Annotated in this window: 14 protein-coding genes and 2 pseudogenes; 1 reads left to right on the forward strand and 15 read right to left on the reverse strand. The window is 60.6% G+C overall.

Annotated elements, in window-relative coordinates; all coding sequences use genetic code 11:
* From glgX to J0G10_RS30315, 12 genes and pseudogenes are all read right to left on the reverse strand, one after another.
* Window positions 1–2,160: a glycogen debranching protein GlgX gene (gene glgX / locus J0G10_RS15130; protein ID WP_095126261.1), complete on the reverse strand. Its 2,160-nt coding sequence runs from the start codon at window positions 2,158–2,160 to the stop codon at window positions 1–3.
* Between the two features lie 224 nt (window positions 2,161–2,384).
* Window positions 2,385–2,699 carry a DUF2934 domain-containing protein gene (locus J0G10_RS15135; RefSeq protein ID WP_095126262.1) on the reverse strand — a complete coding sequence of 105 codons (315 nt, stop codon included), beginning with the start codon at window positions 2,697–2,699 and terminating at the stop codon, window positions 2,385–2,387.
* Between the two features lie 27 nt (window positions 2,700–2,726).
* Window positions 2,727–5,495, reverse strand: a complete 2,769-nt coding sequence (locus J0G10_RS15140; protein WP_220556114.1) for a malto-oligosyltrehalose synthase — start codon at window positions 5,493–5,495, stop codon at window positions 2,727–2,729.
* A complete protein-coding gene (gene malQ / locus J0G10_RS15145) occupies window positions 5,492–7,570 on the reverse strand; it encodes a 4-alpha-glucanotransferase (protein ID WP_220556115.1) in 2,079 nt (692 codons plus the stop codon). Before malQ ends, J0G10_RS15140 begins: the two co-directional genes overlap by 4 nt.
* A complete protein-coding gene (gene treZ, locus J0G10_RS15150; protein ID WP_095050736.1) occupies window positions 7,567–9,369 on the reverse strand; it encodes a malto-oligosyltrehalose trehalohydrolase in 1,803 nt (600 codons plus the stop codon). The genes malQ and treZ overlap by 4 nt, the downstream gene beginning before the upstream one ends.
* 18 nt (window positions 9,370–9,387) lie before the next feature.
* Window positions 9,388–10,974, reverse strand: a complete 1,587-nt coding sequence (gene glgA / locus J0G10_RS15155; protein WP_095050737.1) for a glycogen synthase GlgA — start codon at window positions 10,972–10,974, stop codon at window positions 9,388–9,390.
* Window positions 10,975–11,557: 583 nt separating this feature from the next.
* A complete protein-coding gene (locus J0G10_RS15160; protein ID WP_220556116.1) occupies window positions 11,558–12,511 on the reverse strand; it encodes a D-2-hydroxyacid dehydrogenase family protein in 954 nt (317 codons plus the stop codon).
* Window positions 12,512–12,524: 13 nt separating this feature from the next.
* Window positions 12,525–13,574 carry an alpha/beta fold hydrolase gene (locus J0G10_RS15165; RefSeq protein WP_220556117.1) on the reverse strand — a complete coding sequence of 350 codons (1,050 nt, stop codon included), beginning with the start codon at window positions 13,572–13,574 and terminating at the stop codon, window positions 12,525–12,527.
* Between the two features lie 87 nt (window positions 13,575–13,661).
* Entirely contained in the window at window positions 13,662–14,096 is a 435-nt protein-coding gene (locus J0G10_RS15170; RefSeq protein WP_220558866.1) for a YqaA family protein, read from the reverse strand.
* Entirely contained in the window at window positions 14,096–14,542 is a 447-nt protein-coding gene (locus tag J0G10_RS15175) for a DUF411 domain-containing protein (RefSeq protein WP_095050740.1), read from the reverse strand. Before J0G10_RS15175 ends, J0G10_RS15170 begins: the two co-directional genes overlap by 1 nt.
* A 237-nt stretch (window positions 14,543–14,779) precedes the next feature.
* Window positions 14,780–15,298: pseudogene (locus tag J0G10_RS30310) on the reverse strand (methyl-accepting chemotaxis protein); the annotation flags it as partial.
* A gap of 342 nt (window positions 15,299–15,640) precedes the next feature.
* Window positions 15,641–16,771, reverse strand: a pseudogene (locus J0G10_RS30315) (HAMP domain-containing protein); the annotation flags it as partial.
* 383 nt (window positions 16,772–17,154) lie between these two features.
* Between J0G10_RS30315 and J0G10_RS15185 the strand changes: the two are divergent.
* Window positions 17,155–17,682, forward strand: a complete 528-nt coding sequence (locus J0G10_RS15185; RefSeq protein WP_007918129.1) for a hypothetical protein — start codon at window positions 17,155–17,157, stop codon at window positions 17,680–17,682.
* A 70-nt stretch (window positions 17,683–17,752) separates the two neighbouring features.
* On the opposite strand, the gene J0G10_RS15190 is transcribed toward J0G10_RS15185, so the two are convergent.
* Genes J0G10_RS15190 through J0G10_RS15200 form a run of 3 tightly spaced genes read right to left on the reverse strand, consistent with a single transcriptional unit; the run spans window position 17,753 to window position 22,395 of the window.
* A complete protein-coding gene (locus tag J0G10_RS15190) occupies window positions 17,753–18,667 on the reverse strand; it encodes a GNAT family N-acetyltransferase (protein ID WP_220556119.1) in 915 nt (304 codons plus the stop codon).
* Window positions 18,655–19,956, reverse strand: coding sequence for a phenylacetate--CoA ligase family protein (locus J0G10_RS15195; RefSeq protein WP_095126266.1), 1,302 nt, complete (start codon window positions 19,954–19,956; stop codon window positions 18,655–18,657). The genes J0G10_RS15190 and J0G10_RS15195 overlap by 13 nt, the downstream gene beginning before the upstream one ends.
* A gap of 42 nt (window positions 19,957–19,998) precedes the next feature.
* Window positions 19,999–22,395 (reverse strand): acyl-CoA reductase, encoded by a 2,397-nt coding sequence (locus J0G10_RS15200; protein ID WP_220556120.1) that lies wholly within the window; start codon window positions 22,393–22,395, stop codon window positions 19,999–20,001.
* Window position 22,396: the final 1 nt, after the last annotated feature.

Genomic DNA, 22,396 nt, shown 5'->3' on the forward strand with positions numbered 1-22,396 from the left:
TCAGTCTTCTTCATCACGTTGCAGTTCGAACAGCAGCAGCGAGCGCCCGGTGACCGAGTATTCGTGGCCGAAATCGAAGCGTTCCTGACCACGGATCGACGGCTGATTGGTGTCGATCATGCAGGTCCAGAAACTGCCTTCCGGTACTTCCGGCAGGGTGAAGTTGACGATGTCATGATGGGCGTTGACCACCAGCAGCAGCGTCGCATCCGCACCCTTGCGGCGAATCCCGGTTTCCTGCGCGCGGCCGTCGAGCAACATGCCCAGGCAGCGGTTGTGCGCATCGTGCCAATGCTCGGTGGTCATCTCGGTGGCATCCGGCGCCAGCCAGGTGATGTCCTTGACGCCGATGTCCTCGTTGTATTCGCCAACCAGGAAGCGGCCGCGACGCAGGATCGGATAAGCCAGGCGCAGCTTGATCAGGCGCTTGACGAATTTCAGCAATGCCTTGCCGTCCTCGCTCAGGTCCCAGTTGACCCAACCGATCTCGCTGTCCTGGCAATAGGCGTTGTTGTTGCCGTCCTGGGTACGGGCGAACTCATCACCGGCGACGATCATCGGCGTGCCTTGGGCGAGCAGCAGGGTGGCGAAGAAATTGCGCATCTGCCGATGGCGCAGGGCATTGATTTCGGGATCGTCGGTCGGGCCTTCGACGCCGTGGTTCCACGACAGGTTGTTGTTGCTGCCGTCCTGATTGTTTTCGTCGTTGGCTTCGTTGTGCTTGTCGTTGTACGAGACCAGGTCGTTGAGAGTGAAACCGTCGTGGGCGGTGATGAAGTTCACCGAGGAGTACGGCCGCCGCCCGCGCTGGTTGAACATCTCACCGGAGGCAGTCATGCGGCTGGCGAAATCGGCAACCTGGCCGTCGTCGCCTTTCCAGAACGCGCGCACGGTGTCGCGGAACTTGTCGTTCCACTCGACCCAGCCCGGCGGGAAGTTGCCGACCTGATAACCACCGGGGCCACAGTCCCATGGCTCGGCGATCATCTTCACCTGACGCAGCACCGGGTCCTGACGGCAAGCAACGAGGAAGCTGTGACGCTCGTCGAAACCGTCGTGGTAGCGGCCGAGAATCGTCGCCAGGTCGAAACGGAAACCGTCGACGTGCATCTCGCTGGCCCAGTAACGCAGCGAGTCGGTGACCATTTGCAGCACGCACGGGTGGCTCAGGTCGAGGGTGTTGCCGGTGCCGGAATCATTGATGTAGTAGCGCTTGTCGTCGGGCATCAAGCGATAGTACGAGGCGTTGTCGATGCCGCGCATCGACAGGGTCGGGCCTTGCTCGTTGCCCTCGGCGGTGTGGTTATAGACCACGTCGAGGATCACTTCGAGGTTGGCTTCGTGCAGGTGCGCGACCATCTCCTTGAATTCGGCAATCTTGCCGCTGGCCAGGTAGCGCGGGTCCGGGGCGAAGAACGCGATGCTGTTGTAACCCCAGTAATTGGTCATGCCTTTATGCAGCAGATGCTGGTCATTGACGAAGGCATGAATCGGCAGCAATTCGACGGTAGACACGCCGAGCTTGCGAATGTGTTCGAGCACGTCGTCGACCATCAGCCCGGCAAAGGTGCCGCGTACGTTCTCCGGTACCGAAGGGTGACGCATGCTGATGCCGCGCACGTGGGTTTCATAAATGATGGTTTTGTCCCACGGCACGCTGACGCGGTGGTCGTTGCCCCAGGTGTGCGCCGGGTCGATGACTTTACATTTGGGCACGAAGGGCGCGCTGTCACGTTCATCGAAACTGAGGTCGGCGTCGGGGTGGCCGATGGTGTAGCCGAACAACGCTTCCGACCATTTCAGTTGGCCGACCAATTGTTTGGCGTACGGGTCGATGAGCAATTTGTTGTGGTTGAAGCGGTGGCCGTTGGCCGGGTCATACGGGCCGTAGACGCGGTAACCGTAGATCAGCCCCGGGTGCGCATCAGGCAGGTAGCCGTGGTAGATCTCGTCGGTGTATTCCGGCAGTTCGATGCGTTCGAGTTCAACTTCGCCGGCATCGTCGAAGATGCACAGTTCGACCTTGGTGGCGTTGGCGGAAAACAGAGCAAAGTTCACCCCCAGACCATCCCAGGTCGCACCGAGCGGGAAGGGCAGGCCTTCACGGATTCTCGACGGCTCGGCGTGCGCGGTGGGCTCGGCATTCTTTGGACGGGTCATGATTGCTCCTGCAAAAATCGGGATGGTTCGGTTAACACTGTTTCCCCTGTGGGAGCGAGCCTGCTCGCGAAAGCGGTGGGTCAGCTGACACAGATGTCGGATGTGCCGACGTCTTCGCGAGCTGGCTCGCTCCCACAGGGTTTATGTGTTTCTTCAGGGCGAGTGAGCCCTCGGTGGCGAGCGAACCCGCCACACGGTCATTCAGTTCAATCGTCGTTAAAGCGTCAGATCGCCGAAGGCTTTCGCGGCGCCCGAGGCTTTTTCTCGGCAGGCTTTTCGCCCGGGGGAATCACTTTGGCGGCGCTGGCCGGTTTGGCTTTGGCCGGTGGTTTCGGCTTAGCGGCCGGGGCCTTGGCCTCGGCTGTCTTGCCAGCCGGTTTGCTGCCGGTGGCTTTCGGCGGTTTCTTCGGTGCCAGCGCTTCCGCTTCGGCGAGCTTGCGCGCCATTTCCCAGTGGCGTTCTTCATGCCCCTCGGGCTTACCTTCCGATTCCCAGATTTGATAGGCGAATTCGCGGATGCGTTTATCGTCGGTACTCATCGCAATGCTCCTGAACTGAACTCATGCTTACGTTAAGTGTTGGATAAAGAGATTGACCGGGACATCCCCCAGCGCGTCGCTGATATTCAGCTCCCTGTTTTTTGTGACTGCGCTGCTTGAAAAAAGTCCCTTCAGGTTTGTCGCAGAGGCGGCGAACGGTAAAACCACTCGCGTATCGCCCCAGCGCAGCGCATCGACCTGAGGTACAGCACCGTTTTCCAGCAGGGTCGCGCAACGGACCGGCACGATCACGATGGCCTGCTTGCCCGCGTGCTCACGGGCAAACGCGAGCACGTTGTGCGCCTGACTGCCGAGCACCTCCAGGGCCTGGTAGCTGCCCCGGCGGAACAGCTCGGCATACTCCACGCGCAGGTTCAGCACTTGGGCAATCAAGGCTTGCTTGATACGCCCGTCACGCCAGTTCGCCAGCAACTCCACAGGTGGCAATGGCTCCTGCAAAGCGTGTTCGCGAGCGGCGTAATCCACCGGCCGGCGGTTGTCCGGATCGACCAGGCTGAAGTCCCAGAACTCATTGCCCTGATACAAATCGGGCACACCCGGCACGGTCATGCGCAGCAAGGTTTGCGCCAAGCCATTGAGCGCGCCGGCGGCGGCGATGCTGTTGACGGTCTTGCTCAGCGCGGCGCGCAGCAGTTCGCCTTCCTCACCGGTGAGGAGTTTTTCGGTGAACGCTTGCGCGGCGTTTTCGTAGCTTTCGCTCGGTGCGCTCCAACTGCTTTGCAGCTTGGCTTCACGCAGGGCTTTCTGTTGCCATTGCCAGATGCGTTTGGCGTAATCGGCGAAACCCGCCTGGTCGTCGTCACGCAGTTGCAGCGGCCAACTGCCCAGCAACGCTTGATAGAGAATCAGCTCATCGCCGCTCGATGGCATCTGATCATCCACCCGCACCGGGCGGGCGAGGGCGCGCCACAGCTCGATCTGCTCGGCGTACCAATGGCTGCGTTCACTGAGTACGGCCAGACGTGCGCGGGTGTCTTCACCACGTTTGTGATCGTGGGTCGCGGTGGCCAGCAAGTTGTCGGGGAATTCACTCAGCCGTTGTTGATTGACCGCATGAAAGTCGCTGAGCGGAGCGCTGAGCTGTTCGGTGTTGTAGCCGACGTCATTGCGCGACAGCAGCACGGCGGAACGATACAGCGCGGTGTCTTCCACGGCTTTGGCCGCTGCCGGTGAGGTCAGTTGCTGAAAGCGTACGCAGGCATGCTTGAGAATCTTGCGCGAACGCCCGCGCGGTTTACGCCGCCATGGCGTACCGCCAAGCCAGGCGGCAACGCAGTCGAGCACCGGCCAGTCGCCTTCACCGAGGCTCTGTCGCGCGCCGTCCATGGCCTGCTGGAAGAACTTTTCATCCTGCGCGGAGCGGCCCATGGCGCTGATGTACGTGCGATACACCGGGAAGTGCACGATCAACGCTTGCAGCACTCGGCGGATCGCCCCGAGGGTCAGGTCGCGGGTCATCAGGTCATCGCGAGCGACTTGCAGCAGCGCCTGGGCGACGCTTTCGCAATCGCTGGCGAGTGAGCCGTTGAGGATCTGCTGGCGCGCCAGTTGCGCTTCCTCGATGAACGCGGCCGGACGTTCGGTACGCCGTTGCCAGAGGTCACCGAGCACAAATTCGCCGTCCGGGTCGTGTTGCAGCAGCGACAGCTGATTCATGAATTCATAACCGGTGGTGCCATCCACCGCCCAGTCGCGGTGCAGGGTTTCGCCGGCGCCGAGGATCTTCTCGACGTAGATCGGCAGATGCCTGCCCGGCGCCAGCAGATCAACCCGGCGGCGCAGTTTTCGGCAGTAACCGCGCGGGTCGGCGAGACCGTCGATGTGGTCGATGCGCAAACCGTCGACCAGCCCTTCGGCAATCAACTGGAAGATCTTGCCGTGGGTGGCTTCGAACACTGCCGGGCGCTCAACGCGCAGCCCGCCGAGTTCGTTGATGTCGAAAAAGCGCCGCCAGTTGATGTCGTCAGCCGCCGTGCGCCAACTCGCCAGGCGATAGCTTTGACGTTCGAGCAACTCATGCAGTTTGTGGAAGCCTTCTTCGGTGGTCGAGTCGTAGTGCTGCAGGTTGTTCTGGATCGCTTCGAGGATCTGCGGGTCTGTCGCCTGTTGCCGCAGTTGTTCTTTCAGCGGCATCGCCAGTGAATGGGCATCGGTCTGATAGCTGAGGGCGCCGAAGCGATCGGCCAACGGCTTCAGTGCATCCGCGGATTTCAGCAGCTCAGGGTAATCATTCGGGCACACCGGGAAGTGATGGTCGTAGTGCTCGACATGGAAACTGCCGGTCTGCGCATTGAAGTGCAGTTTCAGCGTGCCTTCCTGCAAGGCTACGCCGTAATCGCTGCCGAGGAACGGCAGCAGCAACTGGCCTTCCATCAGTGGGTCCGGCGAATGCCATTGAATGTCGAAGAACTCGCCATAAGGACTCAGCCGTCCCCATTCCAGCAGATCAAGCCACCACGGGTTGTCGCTGCCACCGACCGCCATGTGGTTGGAGACGATGTCGAGGATCAGGCCCATGTTGTGTTCGCGCAACGTGCTGACCAAGCGCCGTAACGCCGGCTCGCCGCCAAGTTCCGGGTTGACCTGGGTCGGGTCCACCACGTCGTAGCCGTGCATCGAACCGGCCCGCGCTGCGAGCAGCGGCGAGGCATAAATATGGCTGATGCCGAGCCGGGCGAAGTACGGCACCAATGGCACCGCGTGTTCGAGGGTAAAACCTTTATGAAATTGCAGGCGCAATGTCGCACGCAGGGGCTGGATGAGCGTTTGATTCATTGGTCACGCTCGGCAGCCTGGAGCCTTGCGCAGGCGAGTAATTCCAGGCGTCGCGCCGCATCCGCGCCATCGAGCAGCGCCTCACTGGTGCCGGGCAAGCGCCGTGACCAGTTCGGATGGGTGTCGATCGTGCCGGGCAGATTCGCCTGTTCATTGATGCCCAGCGCATCTTCCAGCGGCAACAGCACCAACGGCGCGCGGGTGTGGCCGAGGAAACGCACAGCGGCATCGACCACTTGATCGGCCTCGTGGGATTCCTCGCGAAAGTTTTGCGGGTCCTGGCTCAACGCGTTGCGCAGGCCTTCGCGCTCACGCTGGCGGTGATGCCGCCATTCGATTTCACCGTTGGCATCGACGAAACCCAAGCGTGCGTTCCAGTCGATATCACGGCCATGCCACCAGCCGTTGAGCGTCGGCAGATCGTGGGTGCTGGTGGTTGCCAAGGCGTTGTCCGGCCAGTCGAGAATCGGTTTGAAAAAGGTGTTGTCCTGCTCGAACAGCAGCACGCGCATGCCGAGCATGGAACGGGCGATGAGCTTTTCACGCAGGCCATCGGGCACCGTGCCGAGGTCTTCACCGAGGACGATGGCCTGGTGGCGATGGGATTCGAGGGTCAGCAATCGCAGCAAGTCATCGACCGGGTAATACAGGTACGCGCCATCGGCCGGTGCCGCGCCGTTGGGGATCACCCACAGTCGTTGCAGGCCCATCACATGGTCAATGCGCAAGCCGCCGGCATGGGCGAAGTTGGCGCGCAGCATGTCGATGAAGGCACGGAAACCATTGCGAATCAGGCCTTCCGGCGAGAATGCGGAAATGCCCCAGCCCTGGCCCGAGCGATTGAGAATGTCCGGCGGCGCACCCACGGTCAGCGACGCGAGCAATTCATCCTGGAAACTCCAGGCCTGGCTCCCGGCGCCATCGGCACCCACCGCCAGATCGGCGATCAGGCCAATGCCCATGCCGGCGCTGCGTGCAGCGGTTTGCGCGCGCTCCAGGCAACGGTGGATCAGCCATTGGCAAAAAGCGAAGTAGCCGATGCGTTCGGCATATTCCTCGGCAAACGCTTCGAGCGCTGCGCCGCGTGGGTCGTGCCAGTGTTCCGGCCATTGCCGCCAGTCGAGGTTTTCACCACGGGCGGCGCGCATTTCCTGAATCGCTTCGAAACGGCAGTGGTTTTCCAGTGCTTCGCCACCGGCATGGCGGAAACTGCCGAAGTCCGGGTGCAGTGGGTGGTCACCGGCGATGAAACCTTCGTACAACGCTTGCAAGAGTTTTTGCTTGGCGTCGGCGGCGCTTGGCCAGTCGATCAGGGTCAGGTCTTCCAGTTGCGCAAACTGCTCGGCCAGGCCGGTTGCGTCGATCGCATCGCGCAAAGCGCGTTCACCGAGAATCGCGCCGGGGGCGGCGTACAGGGGATTGAGGAACAGACGACTGGACGGCGAATAAGGACTGTAGCGCCCGGTATCGGCGCTGAACATGGCGTGCAATGGGCTGATTGCCAGCGCATCGGCGCCGCGTTCACCGGCCACGCGGACCAGATCCTCCAACGCTTGGGTGTCACCGAAGCCGCCGTCGCCGGGGCGGCGCAGCGAATACAGTTGCGCACTCAGACCCCAAACACGCGGAATCGGATTATCCACCGCATCGCCGACACTGAAGCAACGCTCAGGCGCCACGGCCAAGGTGAAGTATTGATCGCCGATGTGCACCTGTTGATAGCCGACCGGAATCAGTCCCGGCAGTACCGCTTCAGAGTCCAGTTTCAGGTTCAGCCGCGAGCCGTCTTCAAGGTGGATTTCGCACGGGGTTTGCGGGGCGAAATACCGACCCAGATCAAGGCCGACGCCGACATCGCTGGTCAGCAGCGGCGGCAAGTGCCGGTCTTGTTGGGCAGCTTGCAGTTCCAGCAGGCTGGCGTCGATTTCCTGCGCGGTGCTGGCGGGGTGGCCGAGTCCGATCAGAACATTGCGCAGCACCGCCGGGGCGACTTTTTGCGGGCGGCCGTTGGCGTCGATCCAGTCGACGGCAAGGCCGGCGCGGCTTGCAAGTATTTCCAGTTGCGCATCGCTCATAGGCGCTCTCCATCCAGAGGTTGCAAAGGGGTTGCGGCCGTGAGGCTGACAAGCGCGCAATACGCGGGCAGTTCGCCCGATTCCGATAGATCGACGCTGGATGGCTGTTGAAACAACCACACGGCCTCGGTCTGTGGAGGGTTGACCACTGGCGTGTCGCTGAGGTTCAGGTCAATTCGCAGCTCGCTGCCATTGCCCAGACGCCAGCGCGCACTGACCGCGCCATAACCGAGCATATGGGCGCCGAGCGCTTGCGTGCCGGACAGATGTGGAATGATGTATTGATGGCGAAATTGCAGCAGCTTCTGGTACAGCGTGAGGGTTTCCTGCTGTTTCACGCTGCCATTGCCGATCAACCTGGGCTGTGAGGCGTGAAAGGTTTTTTCGGCGTTCGGGTCGGGAATCTGCTCGCGTTTGTGCGGATCGGTGAAGGCACTGAACGCGGCGAATTCATTGCGGCGGCCCTCGCGCACCAACTTGGCCAGTTCACCGTGATGACTGGTGAAAAACAGGAACGGCTGCTCGGCGGCGAACTCATCGCCCATGAACATCAGCGGAATCATCGGCGACAGCAGTAACAACACGGTCGCTGCCTGCACGGCACGCGGATCGGCCAGGTGATGCAGGCGCTCGCCGAACGCACGGTTGCCGATCTGATCGTGGTTTTGCAGGAACAGCACGAACGCCGTGGAGGGCAGGTGTTCGCTGGGTTCGCCGCGTGGTTCGCCATGGCGGGTGATGTGGCCCTGGAAAACAAAACCCTGACTGAGGCAGCGCACCAATTGTTCGGTGGGTTGTGCGGCGTAGTCGGCGTAGTACGCATCGGTTTCGCCAGTGAGCAGGACGTGCAGGGCGTTATGGCCGTCGTCGTTCCACTGCGCGTCGTAGTCGTATTCCAGCAGGCTCGACTGGTTGAGTTCGTTTTCCACGGTCAGCCAGACATGCCGACTGGGATCGATCTGCGCGCGGATGCGTCGGGCCATTTCGCTGAGAAAATCCGGATCCTCAATGGCATGCACGGCGTCGAGGCGCAGGCCGTCGAAACGGTATTCGAGCAGCCACATCAGCGCGTTTTCGATGAAGAACTCGCGCACTTCGCTGCGACGAAAATCGATCGCCGCGCCCCACGGCGTGTGCTTGTCTTCGCGAAAAAAGCCTTTGGCGTAACGGTGCAGGTAATTGCCGTCCGGCCCGAAGTGGTTGTAGACCACGTCGAGAATTACTGCCAGACCATGGCCGTGGGCGCTGTCGATCAGGTGTTTGAGTTGTTCCGGCGTACCGTAGGAGGCTTGCGGGGCGAAGGGCAAAACACCGTCGTAGCCCCAATTGCGCTCGCCGGGAAACTGCGCCAGCGGCATCAGTTCGATGGCGGTGACGCCCAGGCCTGCAAGGCGCGCCAGATGTTGTTCGACTTCCGCGAAACCACCGAGCGCACCGACGTGCAACTCGTAGATCACTGCTTCGCTCCATGGCCGACCGTGCCAGGCCGTGTGTCGCCATTGATAAGCCAGAGGATCGACCACCACACTCTGGCGGTCGAGGTCGCCATCCTGGGCTCTGGAGGCCGGGTCAGGCACCTCCAGTTCGCCGTCGATGTTGTAGCGGTAGCGGGTGCCCGCCGGACAGCGGGCCTTGATCACAAACCAGCCCTCTGCCTGAGGCAGCATCGGCAGCGACTGGCCGTTTTCAAGTTCGACACTCACGTAAAACGCATCCGGCGCCCATAGCGCAAATTGCGTGTGTTCGGCGTCTAGCATGATCGCGCCGTGGGGCCAGGTTTCAGTAGACCGTAACGGCATCGTGGTGAACCTCCCTGGTTATTTGTGGTGAGCTTTACCCAGCGCCTTGGCGACCAGTTGTTCGTAGAGTTCGGCGTACGGTTCAACCGCTTTGCACCAGTTGAACGGCGCAGCCATTGCGCGGCAACGCATGGCGTTGAGCAGTTCGGGGAAGGCGAATACCTTGAACGCGCGGCTCAGGGCCTCTTGATAGCTTTCAGCGGTGGACTCATCGAAGAGGAAACCGGTGACGCCGTTTTCAATGGTGTCGGCCAGACCGCCGGTATTGCGCGCCACCGGCAGCGAGCCGAAGCGCTGGGCGTACATCTGACTCAAACCGCAAGGCTCGTAACGCGAAGGCATCAGCAGGAAATCGCTGCCGGCGAACATGCGCCGGGCGTCGGTTTCATTGAAGCCGATGCGCACACCGATCTGCCCAGGAAAGCGCAGCGCCAGTTCGCGCATGGCTTGTTCTTCTTCCGGTTCGCCGCGACCGATGATTGCGATCTGGCCTCCGTTCTGCACGATGTATTCGGATACCGCTATCGTCAGGTCCAGACCTTTCTGGTAGACCAGTCGCGACACCACAGCGAACAGCGGTCCGGTGGAATCGTTGAGGCCGAACAGCTCACGCACGTGCGCGGCGTTGATCGCTTTGCCTTCCCAGTCACCAATTGCAAACGGTGCAAACAGGTGCGGATCGGTCGCAGCGTCCCAGCTCTCATCGATGCCGTTGGGGATGCCGCTGAGCAAACCTTGCTGGGTCTTGGCGGCGAGAAAGCCGTCGAGGCCACAGCCGAAATCCGGGGTGGTGATTTCCTGCGCATAAGTGGCGCTGACCGTGGTGATATGGCTCGAATACGCCATGCCGGCCTTGAGGAACGACATCTTGCCGTAGAACTCCATGCCTTCCTGTTGCAGGGCATGGGCTGGAATGCCCAGCTCCGGGCAGGAGCCGAGGCTGGTCACGCCTTGATAGGCGAGGTTGTGAATGGTGAACAGGGTGGGCGTACGCTGCCCGCGCCAGTGCATATAGGCAGGCGCGAGACCGGCCGGCCAGTCATGGGCGTGCACCAGATCCGGGCACCAGTGAATTTGCGCGAGGTTGGCGGCGATGTCGGCGGCGGCCAGACCGAGGCGGGCGAAACGAATGTGGTTATCCGGCCAGTCGCGGCCGTTGTTGGCGCCGTAGGGCGAACCTTCGCGCTCGTAGAGTTCGGGGCAGATCAGTACGTAGATGACCAGACCGTCCGGCATGTCCATGCGCCCGATCTTGCATGGTGGCAGCGCTGCGTGGCCACCCAGTTCGCCGATGATATGGATCGGGTTTTCGCTGTGCATCACCTGCGGGTAACCGGGGATCAACACGCGCACGTCGTGCAGATGGGCCATGGCCCGGGGCAGTGCAGCGGAGACGTCACCCAGACCACCGGTCTTGACCAGATCGGCGATTTCCGAGGTGACGAACAACACTTTTTTCTTGTTGGGATTCTGGCTCGCTACCGGAGTCAGCGTTTTTGTGCCGGGGATGTTGATCTGTCGGCTGCCAGGAACACTGATGGTGCTCGATTCACCAACCGCCTGCTGAGCACGCTCTCCCTGAATTTCCAATGCCGCACTGATCATATGAATCTCCCGTCTCGTTGATCTGATTCTTGTCTTGAACAAGCGATGTCCATGGCCAAGTCCTGTGGCCGGGCGCAAACGCGCCACGCATCGGTGAGCAAACGCTACCCAACACGCGCAAGCAGAATGGGTGAACGGGCCGTTGCAAGGATTGCACCAGTCGCTATGGCCCTGTCTTTCAGATGACCAGCCGCCGCGCGCAAAAGTTTCGACTTTTTTTCCGCGATGTGACCGGTCGGTTTTACCCCGCGAAAGTCAGTCTAGGCCAGATCCTAGAGCGGGGCGGAGCAAATGGGTAAATTGTTCGACAATCGGTTGGCAGGCCACGCCGACCGTGCTTTTGAGGGGGGAACGCACCGACGAAGTGCAGGTTTTTCTGCGAGGGAGGGCTAAAACGGTGACTGATCGGTCACGATTCTGTGCTAGCGGAAAGTGCGGTTGCACTGTTGTGGTGCGGGCAGTTAGTTGATCGGCTGACCACAGACAACACCTGTAGGAGCTGCCGAAGGCTGCGATCTTTTGATTTTGCATTTAAAAGCGAAGATCAAAAGATCGCAGCCTTCGGCAGCTCCTACAGTGGGGGTTAATTTAACGCACGGATTGGATGACCAGCCACCCAAGCCTGAATATCCTCGATCATCTGCGAAAAGAACTGCTCATAGTTCTGCCGGCTGACATACCCGACATGCGGCGTCGCCAGTACATTGTCCAGCGTTCGAAACGGGTGCATCGCGGGCAGCGGTTCCTGTTCGAACACGTCCAGCGCCGCCCCGGCGATCTGCTGTTTCTGCAACGCCTTGATCAGCGCCGCCTCATCGACAATCGGCCCGCGGGCGGTGTTGACCAGCAGGGCCGTCGGCTTCATCCAGCCCAGTGCCTGCGCATCGACCAGCCCGCGACTGCGCTCGCTGAGCACCAGATGCACCGATAACACATCGGACTGTTCGAACAATGCCTGTTTGCTCACGTACGTCACGCCAGCCTGTTCAGCGCGTTCGGCGGTGAGGTTTTCGCTCCAGGCAATCACCCGCATGCCGAACACCTGGCCAAACTGCGCGACGCGCTGGCCGATGCTGCCAAGACCCAAAATCCCGAGGGTCTTGCCATGCAGATCGCCGCCCAGCCCTTGCTGCCAATGGCCGGCGCGAAGGGCATTGGCTTCATTCACCAGATTGCGCGTGGCCGCCATGATCAGCGCCCAGGTCAATTCCGGCGCGGCATGCTTGTAACTGTCGGTGCCGCAAACCTTGATCCCCAGCCTGGCGGCCGCTTGCATATCCAGCGCTGCGTTGCGCATGCCGCCGGTGACCAGCAACTTCAGATGAGGCAAACGCTTGAGCAAATCCTCATCGAAGCGCGTGCGCTCGCGCATCACGCAGATCACCTGATAGCGGCCCAGTCGCTCGGCCAGTGTGGCATTGTCCGCCGGGTAATCGTGCTCGAACGTCACCTCACCGAGGCTATCGAGCACCGACCAGTCGACCACGTCGCGGGCCACGTCCTGCCAGTCATCGATTACTGCAATCTGCACCGCCATCAGCCTTACCTCATCAACGAACGGGATTGGTTGTATTCAGCCAGCCGAGCAAGGCCTTGTGGAACTGTGCCGGTTCTTCCATTTGTGGCGCGTGGCCCATGCCGGGAAACTCCACCAGCGTCGACTGCGGGATCAGCTTGGCCACTTGTTTGCCGAGTACGTCGTAATGGCCGATTTTCGCTTTCACCTCAGGCGGCGCGAGGTCTTTGCCGATGGCCGTGGTGTCGGAGGTGCCGATCAGCAGCAGGGTCGGCATCTTCAGGTCCTTGAACTCGTAATACACCGGCTGGGTGAAAATCATGTCGTAGATCAGCGCTGAGTTCCACGCGACCTGAGTCTTGCCCGGGCCTTTGCTCAGGCCGGCGAGCATGTCTACCCAACGGTCGAATTCCGGTTTCCAGCGGCCGTCGTAGTAAGTGGTGCGTTCGTAATCACGGATGCCTTGGGCAGTGACTTTCAGCTCACGCTGATACCACTGATCCACGGTGCGATAGGGCACGCCGAGGGCTTTCCAGTCTTCCAGGCCGATCGGGTTGACCAGCGCCAGTTGCTCGACCTGCTCGGGGAACAGCAAGGCAAAACGCGTGGCGAGCATGCCGCCGGTGGAATGACCGAGCAGCGTGGCTTTTTGAATGCCCAGCGCTTTGAGCAACTGCTGAGTGTTGGTCGCCAGTTGCTGAAAGCTGTATTGATAGTTGTCGGGTTTGCTGGAGGTGCAAAAGCCGATCTGGTCCGGTGCGACCACCCGGTAACCGGCCTCGCTCAAGGCCTTGATCGAACTGTCCCAGGTGGCTGCGCAAAAGTTCTTGCCGTGCATCAGCACCACAGTGCGGCCGTTGGCCTTGCCGTGAGCGGCGACGTCCATGTAACCCATCTGCAGGGATTTGCCCTGTGACTGAAAGGCAAAGTGTTTAAGGGTGTAGGGATAATCGAAGCCTTGCAGTTCCGGGCCATAGGCCGGGCCTTCCGGCGTCGCTTCGCTTGACGTCGCAGCCTGCGCCGACAGGGGCAGGGCGGCGCAGAGGAGCAGGGAGGGAAGCCAACGGGAAAACATGACAGACATAAGGTCAAACTCCGTTTGAAATCGGCCGATGCTGGAACGAGCGGATTACGCCGACGTTAAACACAGGCAATGCCCGCGCCCGAACGTTCAACCCAGCCACCCCAGCGTCAGCAGGGCCAGCACGCCGTAACGTGCACCTTTGGCCAGGGTGACGATCAACAGAAAGCGCCCGAGTGGTTCGCGCATGACACCGGCAATCAGTGTCAGGGGGTCGCCAATGATCGGCAACCAGCTCAGCAGCAACGACCAGTGACCGTAGCGCTCATAGTGTTTGCGCGCTTTGGCCATGTGCGCGGGGTTGACCGGAAACCAGCGCCGATCCTGAAAGCGCTCGATCCCGCGCCCCAGCCACCAGTTGACCAGCGAGCCGAGTACATTGCCCAGTGTCGCCACCGCCAGCAGCCCCCACAGCCAGTAACGCTCGCTGACGATCAGGCCGACCAGTAACGCCTCGGATTGCAGCGGCAACAAGGTCGCCGCGCCGAAAGCGGCGAGAAACAGGCCGCCGTACGCCGCGATGATCAATGGGCCGGGTAATCCGCCACGACCACGTCAGCCCCGTCTTTCTTCAGGCCGATAATCTGATAAGCATCACTCATGCCGTCCATTTCCATGCCCGGCGAGCCCATTGGCATGCCCGGTGCGGCGACGCCGAGCAGATCGTCACGCTTGCTCAGGGCCAGAACCTGTTCCGCGGGCACATGGCCTTCGACGAATTTGCCGTTGATGATCGCGGTGTGGCACGAGGCCAGACGCGGCGGTACGCCATGTTGCTGCTTGAAGCTGCTCATGTCGTTTTCGACGTGATCTTCGACTTTGAAGCCATTGGCTTCGAGGTGGCTGATCCATTTTTTGCAGCAGCCGCAATTGGCATCGCGATGGACTTCGATCGGAATCAGGTCGGCGGCCTGGGCCATTGCGGAGATGAACAGGGCGCTCAGGGCGAGCAGACGCAGGTGGGTTCGCATAACGGATTCTCGGCTCGGGTGACAATCGGAAAGCACGCATTTTGACCGGTTTTTGCCGCCGGGCATCAACGCAATGTTTCCAGTTGTTGCAAAACGCAGCACCAACCTGTGGGAGCGAGCCTGCTCGCGAATGCGGTAGTTCAAACACTGAAGCGGGGACTGAAAGATCGCTTTCGCGAGCAGGCTCGCTCCCACAAGGATTATCTGTTGGGCAGAGAACCCTTATGGGAGCTTCGATCAGCGCACTTTGAAACGCCCCATGATCGCGCTCACCCGGCTGTTGGCTTCAAGCAACTGGTGAGTGTTGAGTTCGCTGGCTTTGCCACTCTGCACCAGCTCATCGACCATGTGGCGGATCTGCACCATGCTGCGGTTGATTTCTTCGGTCACGGCGCTTTGCTGCTCGGCGGCGGTGGCGATCTGGGTGCTGAGGCTGTTGATGTGGCTGACCGAACCGGCCATTTCATCCAGACCGGAGTTGACCCGTGCGGTCGCGTCGGCGGCGGACTGACAACTGGCCTGGGTGTTTTCCATGGCGCTGACCGACGAGCTCACGCCCTGAGTCAGACGCGTCAACATCTCGTTGATTTCCGAGGTGCTGGCCTGGGTGCGCGCGGCGAGGGCACGCACTTCATCGGCAACCACGGCAAAACCACGGCCCTGTTCACCGGCGCGTGCCGCTTCGATGGCCGCGTTGAGCGCCAACAGGTTGGTCTGCCCGGCAATCGCGCCGATCACCCCGAGAATTTCGGTGATGCGCTGGGCGTCCTGCTGCATGTTTTCAACTTTGTGTGTCGCACTGGCCACTTCATCGATCAACGCGACCACGCTGTTGGTCGCTTCGCCCACCACCACCCGCGAACGGTCGGCGTTTTCATTGGCGCGCTGGGTAAACGCGGCGGTTTCGGCGGCGTTCTGCGCAACGCTTTCTGCCGTCGAACTCATTTCGGTGATGGCGGTAACGGTCTGATCAGTTTCCGAAGCATGACGCAACAGAATCTGGCTGGTGTGTGCCGAGGTGCGTTGCAGGTTGTCGAGGCTGGAGGCCATGGCGCCGGTAGCCTGGGTGACTTCACCGATCATGTTTTGCAGGTAGGCAATAAAGGTGTTCACCGAGTGACCGATGGCGCCAAGTTCATCTTCGGCGCGAATGGTGATGCGCCGGGTCAGGTCAGCATCGCCGCTGGACAGCAAATCGATGTTGGCTTTCAAGGCTTTCATGCGTTGCACCAACTGACGAATCGCGTAGACCTGCAACAGCACCAGCAGGATCACCAGTGGAATCTGCAACAGGCTCAAGGTGCTGAGGACGTCATCACGCTGGGCGGTGAGCATTTTCGTCGGCAGCGCCGTGGCGAGGAACCACGGCGTGCCTTCAATCGGCCGCATGAAGAACGTGCTGGCTTCGCCGTTGTTATCGAACTCGATGCGCTGCGCCTGATCGCGGCTTTGCAGCCCGGCTTTGACCTGGCTGGCGAAAGTCGACGTGCCGGCCAGTTCGCTGATGTTCTTCAGCACGATCGGGCCACTGATGCGCGAGCTGTTACTGATGATCTTGCCGTCGGCTTCAACGATCAGCATCTCGGCGTTGAGGTCTTTTTCCTTGCGCGCCACCAGATCGTTGAAGAAGCCGAGGGTGACGTCAATCGTCGACACGCCCCACGCGTTGCCGTTTTTCTGGATGGCCATGGCGCAGTTGGTGCGCGGCTCGGCGCTGGCGTCGTCTTTATACGCCGCCGCCCAGGCGCATTGACCGCGTGGTGTGGCCATGCCGCCCTTGTACCAGCTCTGGTCGTAATAGTTGGGCGCCGCGTCGCTGTTCCAGAACGTGTTGACGGCGAGTTTGCCCGAGGCATCGCGGTGCCAGAACGTACTGAATTTGTTGCGCCCGGCTTCACGTTGCCCCGGCAGAGGCCAGATCCCGCCGCCGAATACTTTGAGCTCGCCGTATTGATCGACCAGACCTGGCAGCACCGCGTCGATGGCGGCGCTGTCGAGCAGCGGGATGGTCTGGGTGATGCTGCGCTGTTGCGCCTGCACTTTGTTCAACTCGCCCTGAATCTGCTCGGCGACTTCGGCGATGCGGTTGAGTACCACCTGTTCTTCGGTGTGACGCAACTTGGGGGCGACCAGTTGGCTGATGCCGACCACGGTCAACACCGACAACAGCAGGATGAACAGAACCAGAAACAGCGTGTAGCGAGCCTGAATAGTGCGGAATGCGGGCATGGAGACCGGTCCTTGAGCAGCGTTTCTTATTAGGGGGCGGGGATAGAACAGTGCGGGTATCTACAGCGTATCGTCGTGGTGCCTGGAAGCTTTAGGTACTCGCGTCCTAAAAAATGCGCGTGCCGATGACTGGTCAGTACCATGGCTGATACATAGCGGCTGATCAGTGCCTATTAGCGCTCGAAAAAGCAAATTTCATTGCATTGCCATGACAGCTTCGGGGCAGTCGTTACGGGCTAATTGGCTTTTGTATCGAGAATGTACAAGAATTGTAAAAATGTGCAGAAATAGGTTGGTGCCATCAATTCGCCCGCCGATACTCGCGTCCATTATTGCCGTTCAATACGGATACTTTTTATGTTCATTTCACAGGGAGTCTTTTCATGACGATCGGTATTGTCGGCGGCTGGGAGAGCAAGGCAGGCGTTATGGTTCGTAACACCGGCGCGAAAAAACAAGTGGCCCAGAGCATCAAAGTGCAGCAGATGCTGACCAAGGTCGGTACCAATCCCACCGCGCTGAATACCGCTGAAATGGACAAGCAGGGCATGCGCAAGGCCATCAAGGGCTTTGATCCTGCGAATGTTTCGGTAAAGCAATTGGGAAATCTGAGCGAGATGCTGCGCAGCCGCGGCCTGATCTCCGAGATCACGTCGTTTACCTTGAAGAACGCCGGTGACAAGTTCGACCGTTTTGGCGTGACCAAAGATATCGATGCCAAATTCAACGCCCTGGAGTATTTCGCGACCCAGCTCGACGCCATTCAGAATAATGGCCTCAATGGCAACGCTTACGGCCAGAGTCTGATTCCCGAGTTCAAGAAAGCGATCTATGTCCTGCAGAACCTCAAGACCTACGGTGAAGGCAACGCCGCGAAACCGGTCGATGAAGGTGTCAAAGCCAAAGCTTGAGGCTGACCGTTTAGCCCGCTCAACGCTTGAACGGGCTGGTTTATGTGCAAAAACCCGGCAACGCCTTGCTTCAGCGTGCTGCGACGCGTTGTTGAGCCTGATCATGCAGTCGTTGCAGGTGTGGGCAGCGCAGCTCCAGCGATCGCGCGCGATAGCCTCGATGAAACAAAGCCAACCATCCAGCACCCCGTTCATTCGGGGCAATCCCGGTGAAGACGAAGCCCATTGCCGACAGGCTATCCACGGCATTGGCGAAGCCTGTTGCCAGCCTTAGCCTGATCGAGATCATCCAGTGTTCGGGCAGTCGTCGTAGCTGTTGAAGCAAGCCGGCGTCGAGTTTTTTCAGCACCACGTCATAACGTCCTGAGCATTGTTCAACCTGCATCGGCTCTCCCACCCAACGCGCTTCTTTGTCTTGTGTTCCGTATACGCCGCACAAGTGCGCCATGAAATCGTGACAGCTTTGCGGCCAGGACAATGCCGGGAGCGGGCGGCGATAGCCTTCCACAGGGGTGTAGCCGATGACGATGGACTCCGGCAGTGGCTCGCCAAACGGTGAGGGTACGTAGTCAAGCAACAACCCGGTGCTGCAAAAACCGAGTCGGTCAGCCATGCGTTGGGTGTAGAGATGCTGCGTCACCTGTTTGATGGTCACGCCGTGGCAACCAAGTGCCTGGGCATGGATCAACAGCCGCATGCCCAACTGCGTCGCGATGTTCTGCCCGCGTGTTGACGGATGGACCACGCTCAACGCCAGTTCCGCCGTAGGCGATCCCGCGTTTCTGCACAACGTGGCGTGGCCGAGGATTTTTTTCCCGGATTCCGCCACCAGCGAATGCCAGCGACCCTCGCCATGGTTCTGATTGATCATCAACGGCAAATACACGTGCGGCTGCACGTAGTGGTCGCCATAGATTTCCCGAAACAGATGGCTGATCGCCCTGGCGTCGGATCGGCGATAACTGCGCAGCGTCAAGTTGTCCATGGACGTTGCTCCGGTCCGGGCGTGGCGTAGACACGCAGATCGACGACGCGTTGGCGCTTGCCGGAACGCGGATGGCGAGCGAGTTCATCGGGTGTGCAATGGGTAATCTGCAACTCGATCAAGCGCTCAGCGCAGAGTTGCATGATCAGCGGGTATTGCTCGATCAGTGCACGCTGCAAGGTCGTGTTGGCGTCAGCGGTCTCGGCCGTCAGCGTGTCGGGTAGCCATTTCAGGCATACGATATCGACGTTGGCCGATTGGCTGATGACCAGTTGCCAGTCGTCGCTGGCGGTGATGCGTGCGACGATTGCGGCAATGTCTTCGATCAACAGAGTCAGGCTGCTCACGCGCACCCGCTGACTGCTGGCGCTGCGGCCCATCAAGGCGAACTTGCGCATCGACGCGGTAGCCGGCTCTCGCCAGCAAGCGAGATCACCCACGGGGTAGCGGATCAGCGGCATCAGTCGGCGGGTGAGGTTGGTGATCAGCAGTCGCCCGGTTCGGTCGCATTCTTCGATCACTTCACCGGTGTGTTCATCGACGATTTCCAGCACGCTGTGGCTGGCCAGCATCCGATGCTCGCCGAGTGCGCAATCGCGGCTTGCGGCACCGATGAAACCGGCGTCGACACTGGCGTAACCGATCGAGGCAATCCGCGCGTTGGGAAACACCCGGTGCAACGCCTGCAATTGTCCGGTGAACAGGCTTTCTCCGCCGTAAAGGATTGTCTCGACTTCGCCCAGGGTTCGCGCCTGACGCTCCAGCACGCCGGCGAATGTCAGCAATTGTGCGGGTACGCCGGCCAGCACATTGATCCGGTGTTGGCGGATCGAGTCGGCCAGCACCGCAGGGTCGACGTCGCCGGTAAACGGGTATTCGGTAACACCCGCCGGTTCGTGCGCCAGGGCGTCGTGGATAAAAATGAAACTGGCGTACAGGTCGCCGACGAAAAACAGGTTCGCCACCCGGTCGCCGGGATTGAGTTGACCGGCGAGATGGCTGCCGAAGTCCCGCACAAGTGTCTGCCATTCTTCGCGGGTAAATACTGAAAGTTTACCGGCGCTGGTTGTTCCACCGGTCTTGAATACCAGGGCGCGTTCGACCGTTGAGGTCAGTACCGGCCATTGTTCCAGGTTTTCGCTACTTGCCCAGTATTGTTGTGGATCAATTACCGGAAGTTCATCCAGGGTGTTTGTCTGCGGCGCAACGTTTTGCAAATGTCTGGCGTAATACGCTGAATGTTCGCGGGCAAAAGCGAACAACTTGCCAAGTTCTGTTGTTGTATTCATGGTGCTCTCGTTAATTATTTTGGCCATGGCTGACGATCGCTGTTAACGGCGCGAATCGATTACTGGCGGTATCTTTCCGCTGTGTTTGTTTCTGTCGAAATGTTGCGGCTCACAGGTTTGCGCCTGCACGGTGAGAAGCCCGGTGCGCACGAGTGTCGCCAGCGTCGCGTAGCCCTCGAGTCGGCAGAGAATGTCTGCGGGTTCGCCAGGGCTGTGAATCAGCAGGCGCTCGAGGCCATCGGGGGCGTGATCGAGGTGTAACTGAAACGGCGCCTGCAAGTGCCGGGCGAGTTCGTTCAGACAGATGAAATCGCTGCCGATGCGCAGCAGCCGGCCGTGTCGTTGCAGCAATTCGAAACGCGGCGAACTCAGCCCGCACGGGCAGTCGCCGGGCAGCCAGCGGCCGGTGTCGCCGACTTCATAGCGCTGCACCTGTTGGCCTTCACGTGCTTTGGAGGTGAACAGCAAACGGCCGACTTCATCGCCAATGACCGGCTTGTCCTGCTCCAGTGCGACGATTTCCAGCTGCTGGATAGCGTCCATCAGATGAAACACGCCGTCGCCGGTGGCGGCGCACGCATGCCCGAATGGCCCCGCATCGACACTGCCGTACACCGCCGAACGGATGCTGGCGACGCCGCAGCGATGCAGTAATTCGCGGCACTGATCGCTGATGTGCTCTCCGCCGAGGAAAACCTTTTCAATCACCCCATAACGACTCAGACGCGGCCCCTCGTTGAGGAACAATCGATGCAGGGTGCTGGGCATGCCGATCAGCACGGTCACGCGCTGCTCGATGATCACTTGCGCAATATCGCGGTAATCATCGTCGGCCGGCGCGCCCATGGGCAGGTGCGTCGCACCCAGCAATTCCAGGACTTTGGCAAAACTGAAGAAGCCGCCGTACAAGCCGCCACTGAAGAACAGGTTCATCACCTTGTCGCGGCGCGGATCAAGGCCCGCCGCGAACAACCCATCGGCCGTCGCGCGCATTTGCCGTTGAAAATCGCGGTAACTGAAGCCCGACAGCGCCGGTGTGCCGCTGCTGCCGCCGGAGCGGAAAAACAGCTGCGCCGCCGCTGTCGTCGGTTGCCCGATAAACGCTGCTTTGTCGGTGGTCGGCAGACCTGTCAGTGTGAGTGCGCAAGGTGGCTGGTCGAGGTTCATATGGGTGGGCAACTGCGTTGGCGCGAGGCTGACCGACACGCGGCGGCTCAGGCGTTGCAGTGCGTAAACGCCGTCGTGGGGCTCGCCGTCGTAGCCGTCATGGATCGCATTGATCGGCGTAATTCGGCTGACGCCCGCTGCAATCAATGTGCGTGCGAGTTCATTGATCTGCGCCTCACCGCAGACCAGCGCGCAACTCTGTAACACGTTGCGCCAAGGCAGCAGCGTTTGCGTCAGTCGCGCCCGTGGCAGTGGTTTGAGCAGCAATGTGCGAAACAGCGGCGAAGGCGCAAGCAACCGATCATGGCTCCAGATCAGCCGCCAGCCCGTCGCGCTCCAGACCTGCCCGGTGCTGCCGGAAAAGCTTTGGCCCAGACGCGCCATCAGGGTATGGCTGGTGATCTCGCTGGCTTCCTGAACCGTCGGAGTCAGCGCCGGCCATTGCCCGACGCGACGCTCGAATGCCTCGGCCAGTGCGCTGCCGATGCCTTGCACAACGGTGGGATCGTCGCTGTCGACCAGCAACCATTGCGGGCTGGAGCAAGCTTGTTGGTCCAGTCGGCAGACTTCATCGACAATTGCGTCCAGTGCTGGCGGCGAGGCCGCGTCTGGCGTCAGGTAGGCGAAACTGATGCGGTGCCCCCAGTCGATCCAGCGGCATCCGGGTGGCAACTGTTGGCGGATGGCTTGCAGCGCGGTTTCGCCTCCCCACGCCGATACGCCATTGGCCATTTTGCACAAGCGGCCGATCTGCTCCGTGGCTACGGGTAACACTGCGACGTAATGGCATAGTTGACCGCTGGGGTCGCATTGCACCAATGCGTGCAGCAGGCGCGCGGTCAGGCCTTGGTCGCTGCGGCTGGGGCGTAGCCAGTTGAGGTTACCGGCCAACAGGCTTTCGAGCATGGCGCAGCAGGCCAGCAGCGGCGCGTTGGCCGGGGTGATGTGAACCACCAGGCCCAAGGGGCTCCAGCGCTCAAAGCGCGATTGCTGATAATCAACACGCCGCAGTGAATCGGCCTGATCACCCAGTTCGCGTTCAAGTTTGGTTTGCAGGGCGTGAGGCTGACAGAAATCAATCAGCGCCAGGCGTTGTTCGTCATCCAGCGGCAGTTCGGCGCTGTGCAGATGCCGCGCAAAGTTGCCCGCGGCGGTCAGAACGACGGCGCTATCCAGCGGTGTGCTGAGGTGGTGCGGCAAGGTCTGATGCAGTTGCGCCAGTGCGTTGTCGAGGTCAATTTCAGCGAAAAGCTCTCCGTTGAGCAGGTACATG

It is taken from the genome of Pseudomonas germanica, from assembly GCF_019614655.1.
Lineage (GTDB): Bacteria > Pseudomonadota > Gammaproteobacteria > Pseudomonadales > Pseudomonadaceae > Aquipseudomonas > Aquipseudomonas neuropathica.

Excerpts from the sequence above, each read along its gene's own strand:
- glgX (WP_095126261.1), bottom strand. The coding sequence starts at position 2,160 with ATGACCCGTCCAAAGAATGCCGAGCCCACCGCGCACGCCGAGCCGTCG.
- J0G10_RS15135 (WP_095126262.1), bottom strand. The coding sequence starts at position 2,699 with ATGAGTACCGACGATAAACGCATCCGCGAATTCGCCTATCAAATCTGG.
- J0G10_RS15140 (WP_220556114.1), bottom strand. The coding sequence starts at position 5,495 with ATGAATCAAACGCTCATCCAGCCCCTGCGTGCGACATTGCGCCTGCAA.
- malQ (WP_220556115.1), bottom strand. The coding sequence starts at position 7,570 with ATGAGCGATGCGCAACTGGAAATACTTGCAAGCCGCGCCGGCCTTGCC.
- treZ (WP_095050736.1), bottom strand. The coding sequence starts at position 9,369 with ATGCCGTTACGGTCTACTGAAACCTGGCCCCACGGCGCGATCATGCTA.
- glgA (WP_095050737.1), bottom strand. The coding sequence starts at position 10,974 with ATGATCAGTGCGGCATTGGAAATTCAGGGAGAGCGTGCTCAGCAGGCG.
- J0G10_RS15160 (WP_220556116.1), bottom strand. The coding sequence starts at position 12,511 with ATGGCGGTGCAGATTGCAGTAATCGATGACTGGCAGGACGTGGCCCGC.
- J0G10_RS15165 (WP_220556117.1), bottom strand. The coding sequence starts at position 13,574 with ATGTCTGTCATGTTTTCCCGTTGGCTTCCCTCCCTGCTCCTCTGCGCC.
- J0G10_RS15175 (WP_095050740.1), bottom strand. The coding sequence starts at position 14,542 with ATGCGAACCCACCTGCGTCTGCTCGCCCTGAGCGCCCTGTTCATCTCC.
- J0G10_RS15185 (WP_007918129.1), top strand. The coding sequence starts at position 17,155 with ATGACGATCGGTATTGTCGGCGGCTGGGAGAGCAAGGCAGGCGTTATG.
- J0G10_RS15190 (WP_220556119.1), bottom strand. The coding sequence starts at position 18,667 with ATGGACAACTTGACGCTGCGCAGTTATCGCCGATCCGACGCCAGGGCG.
- J0G10_RS15195 (WP_095126266.1), bottom strand. The coding sequence starts at position 19,956 with ATGAATACAACAACAGAACTTGGCAAGTTGTTCGCTTTTGCCCGCGAA.
- J0G10_RS15200 (WP_220556120.1), bottom strand. The coding sequence starts at position 22,395 with ATGTACCTGCTCAACGGAGAGCTTTTCGCTGAAATTGACCTCGACAAC.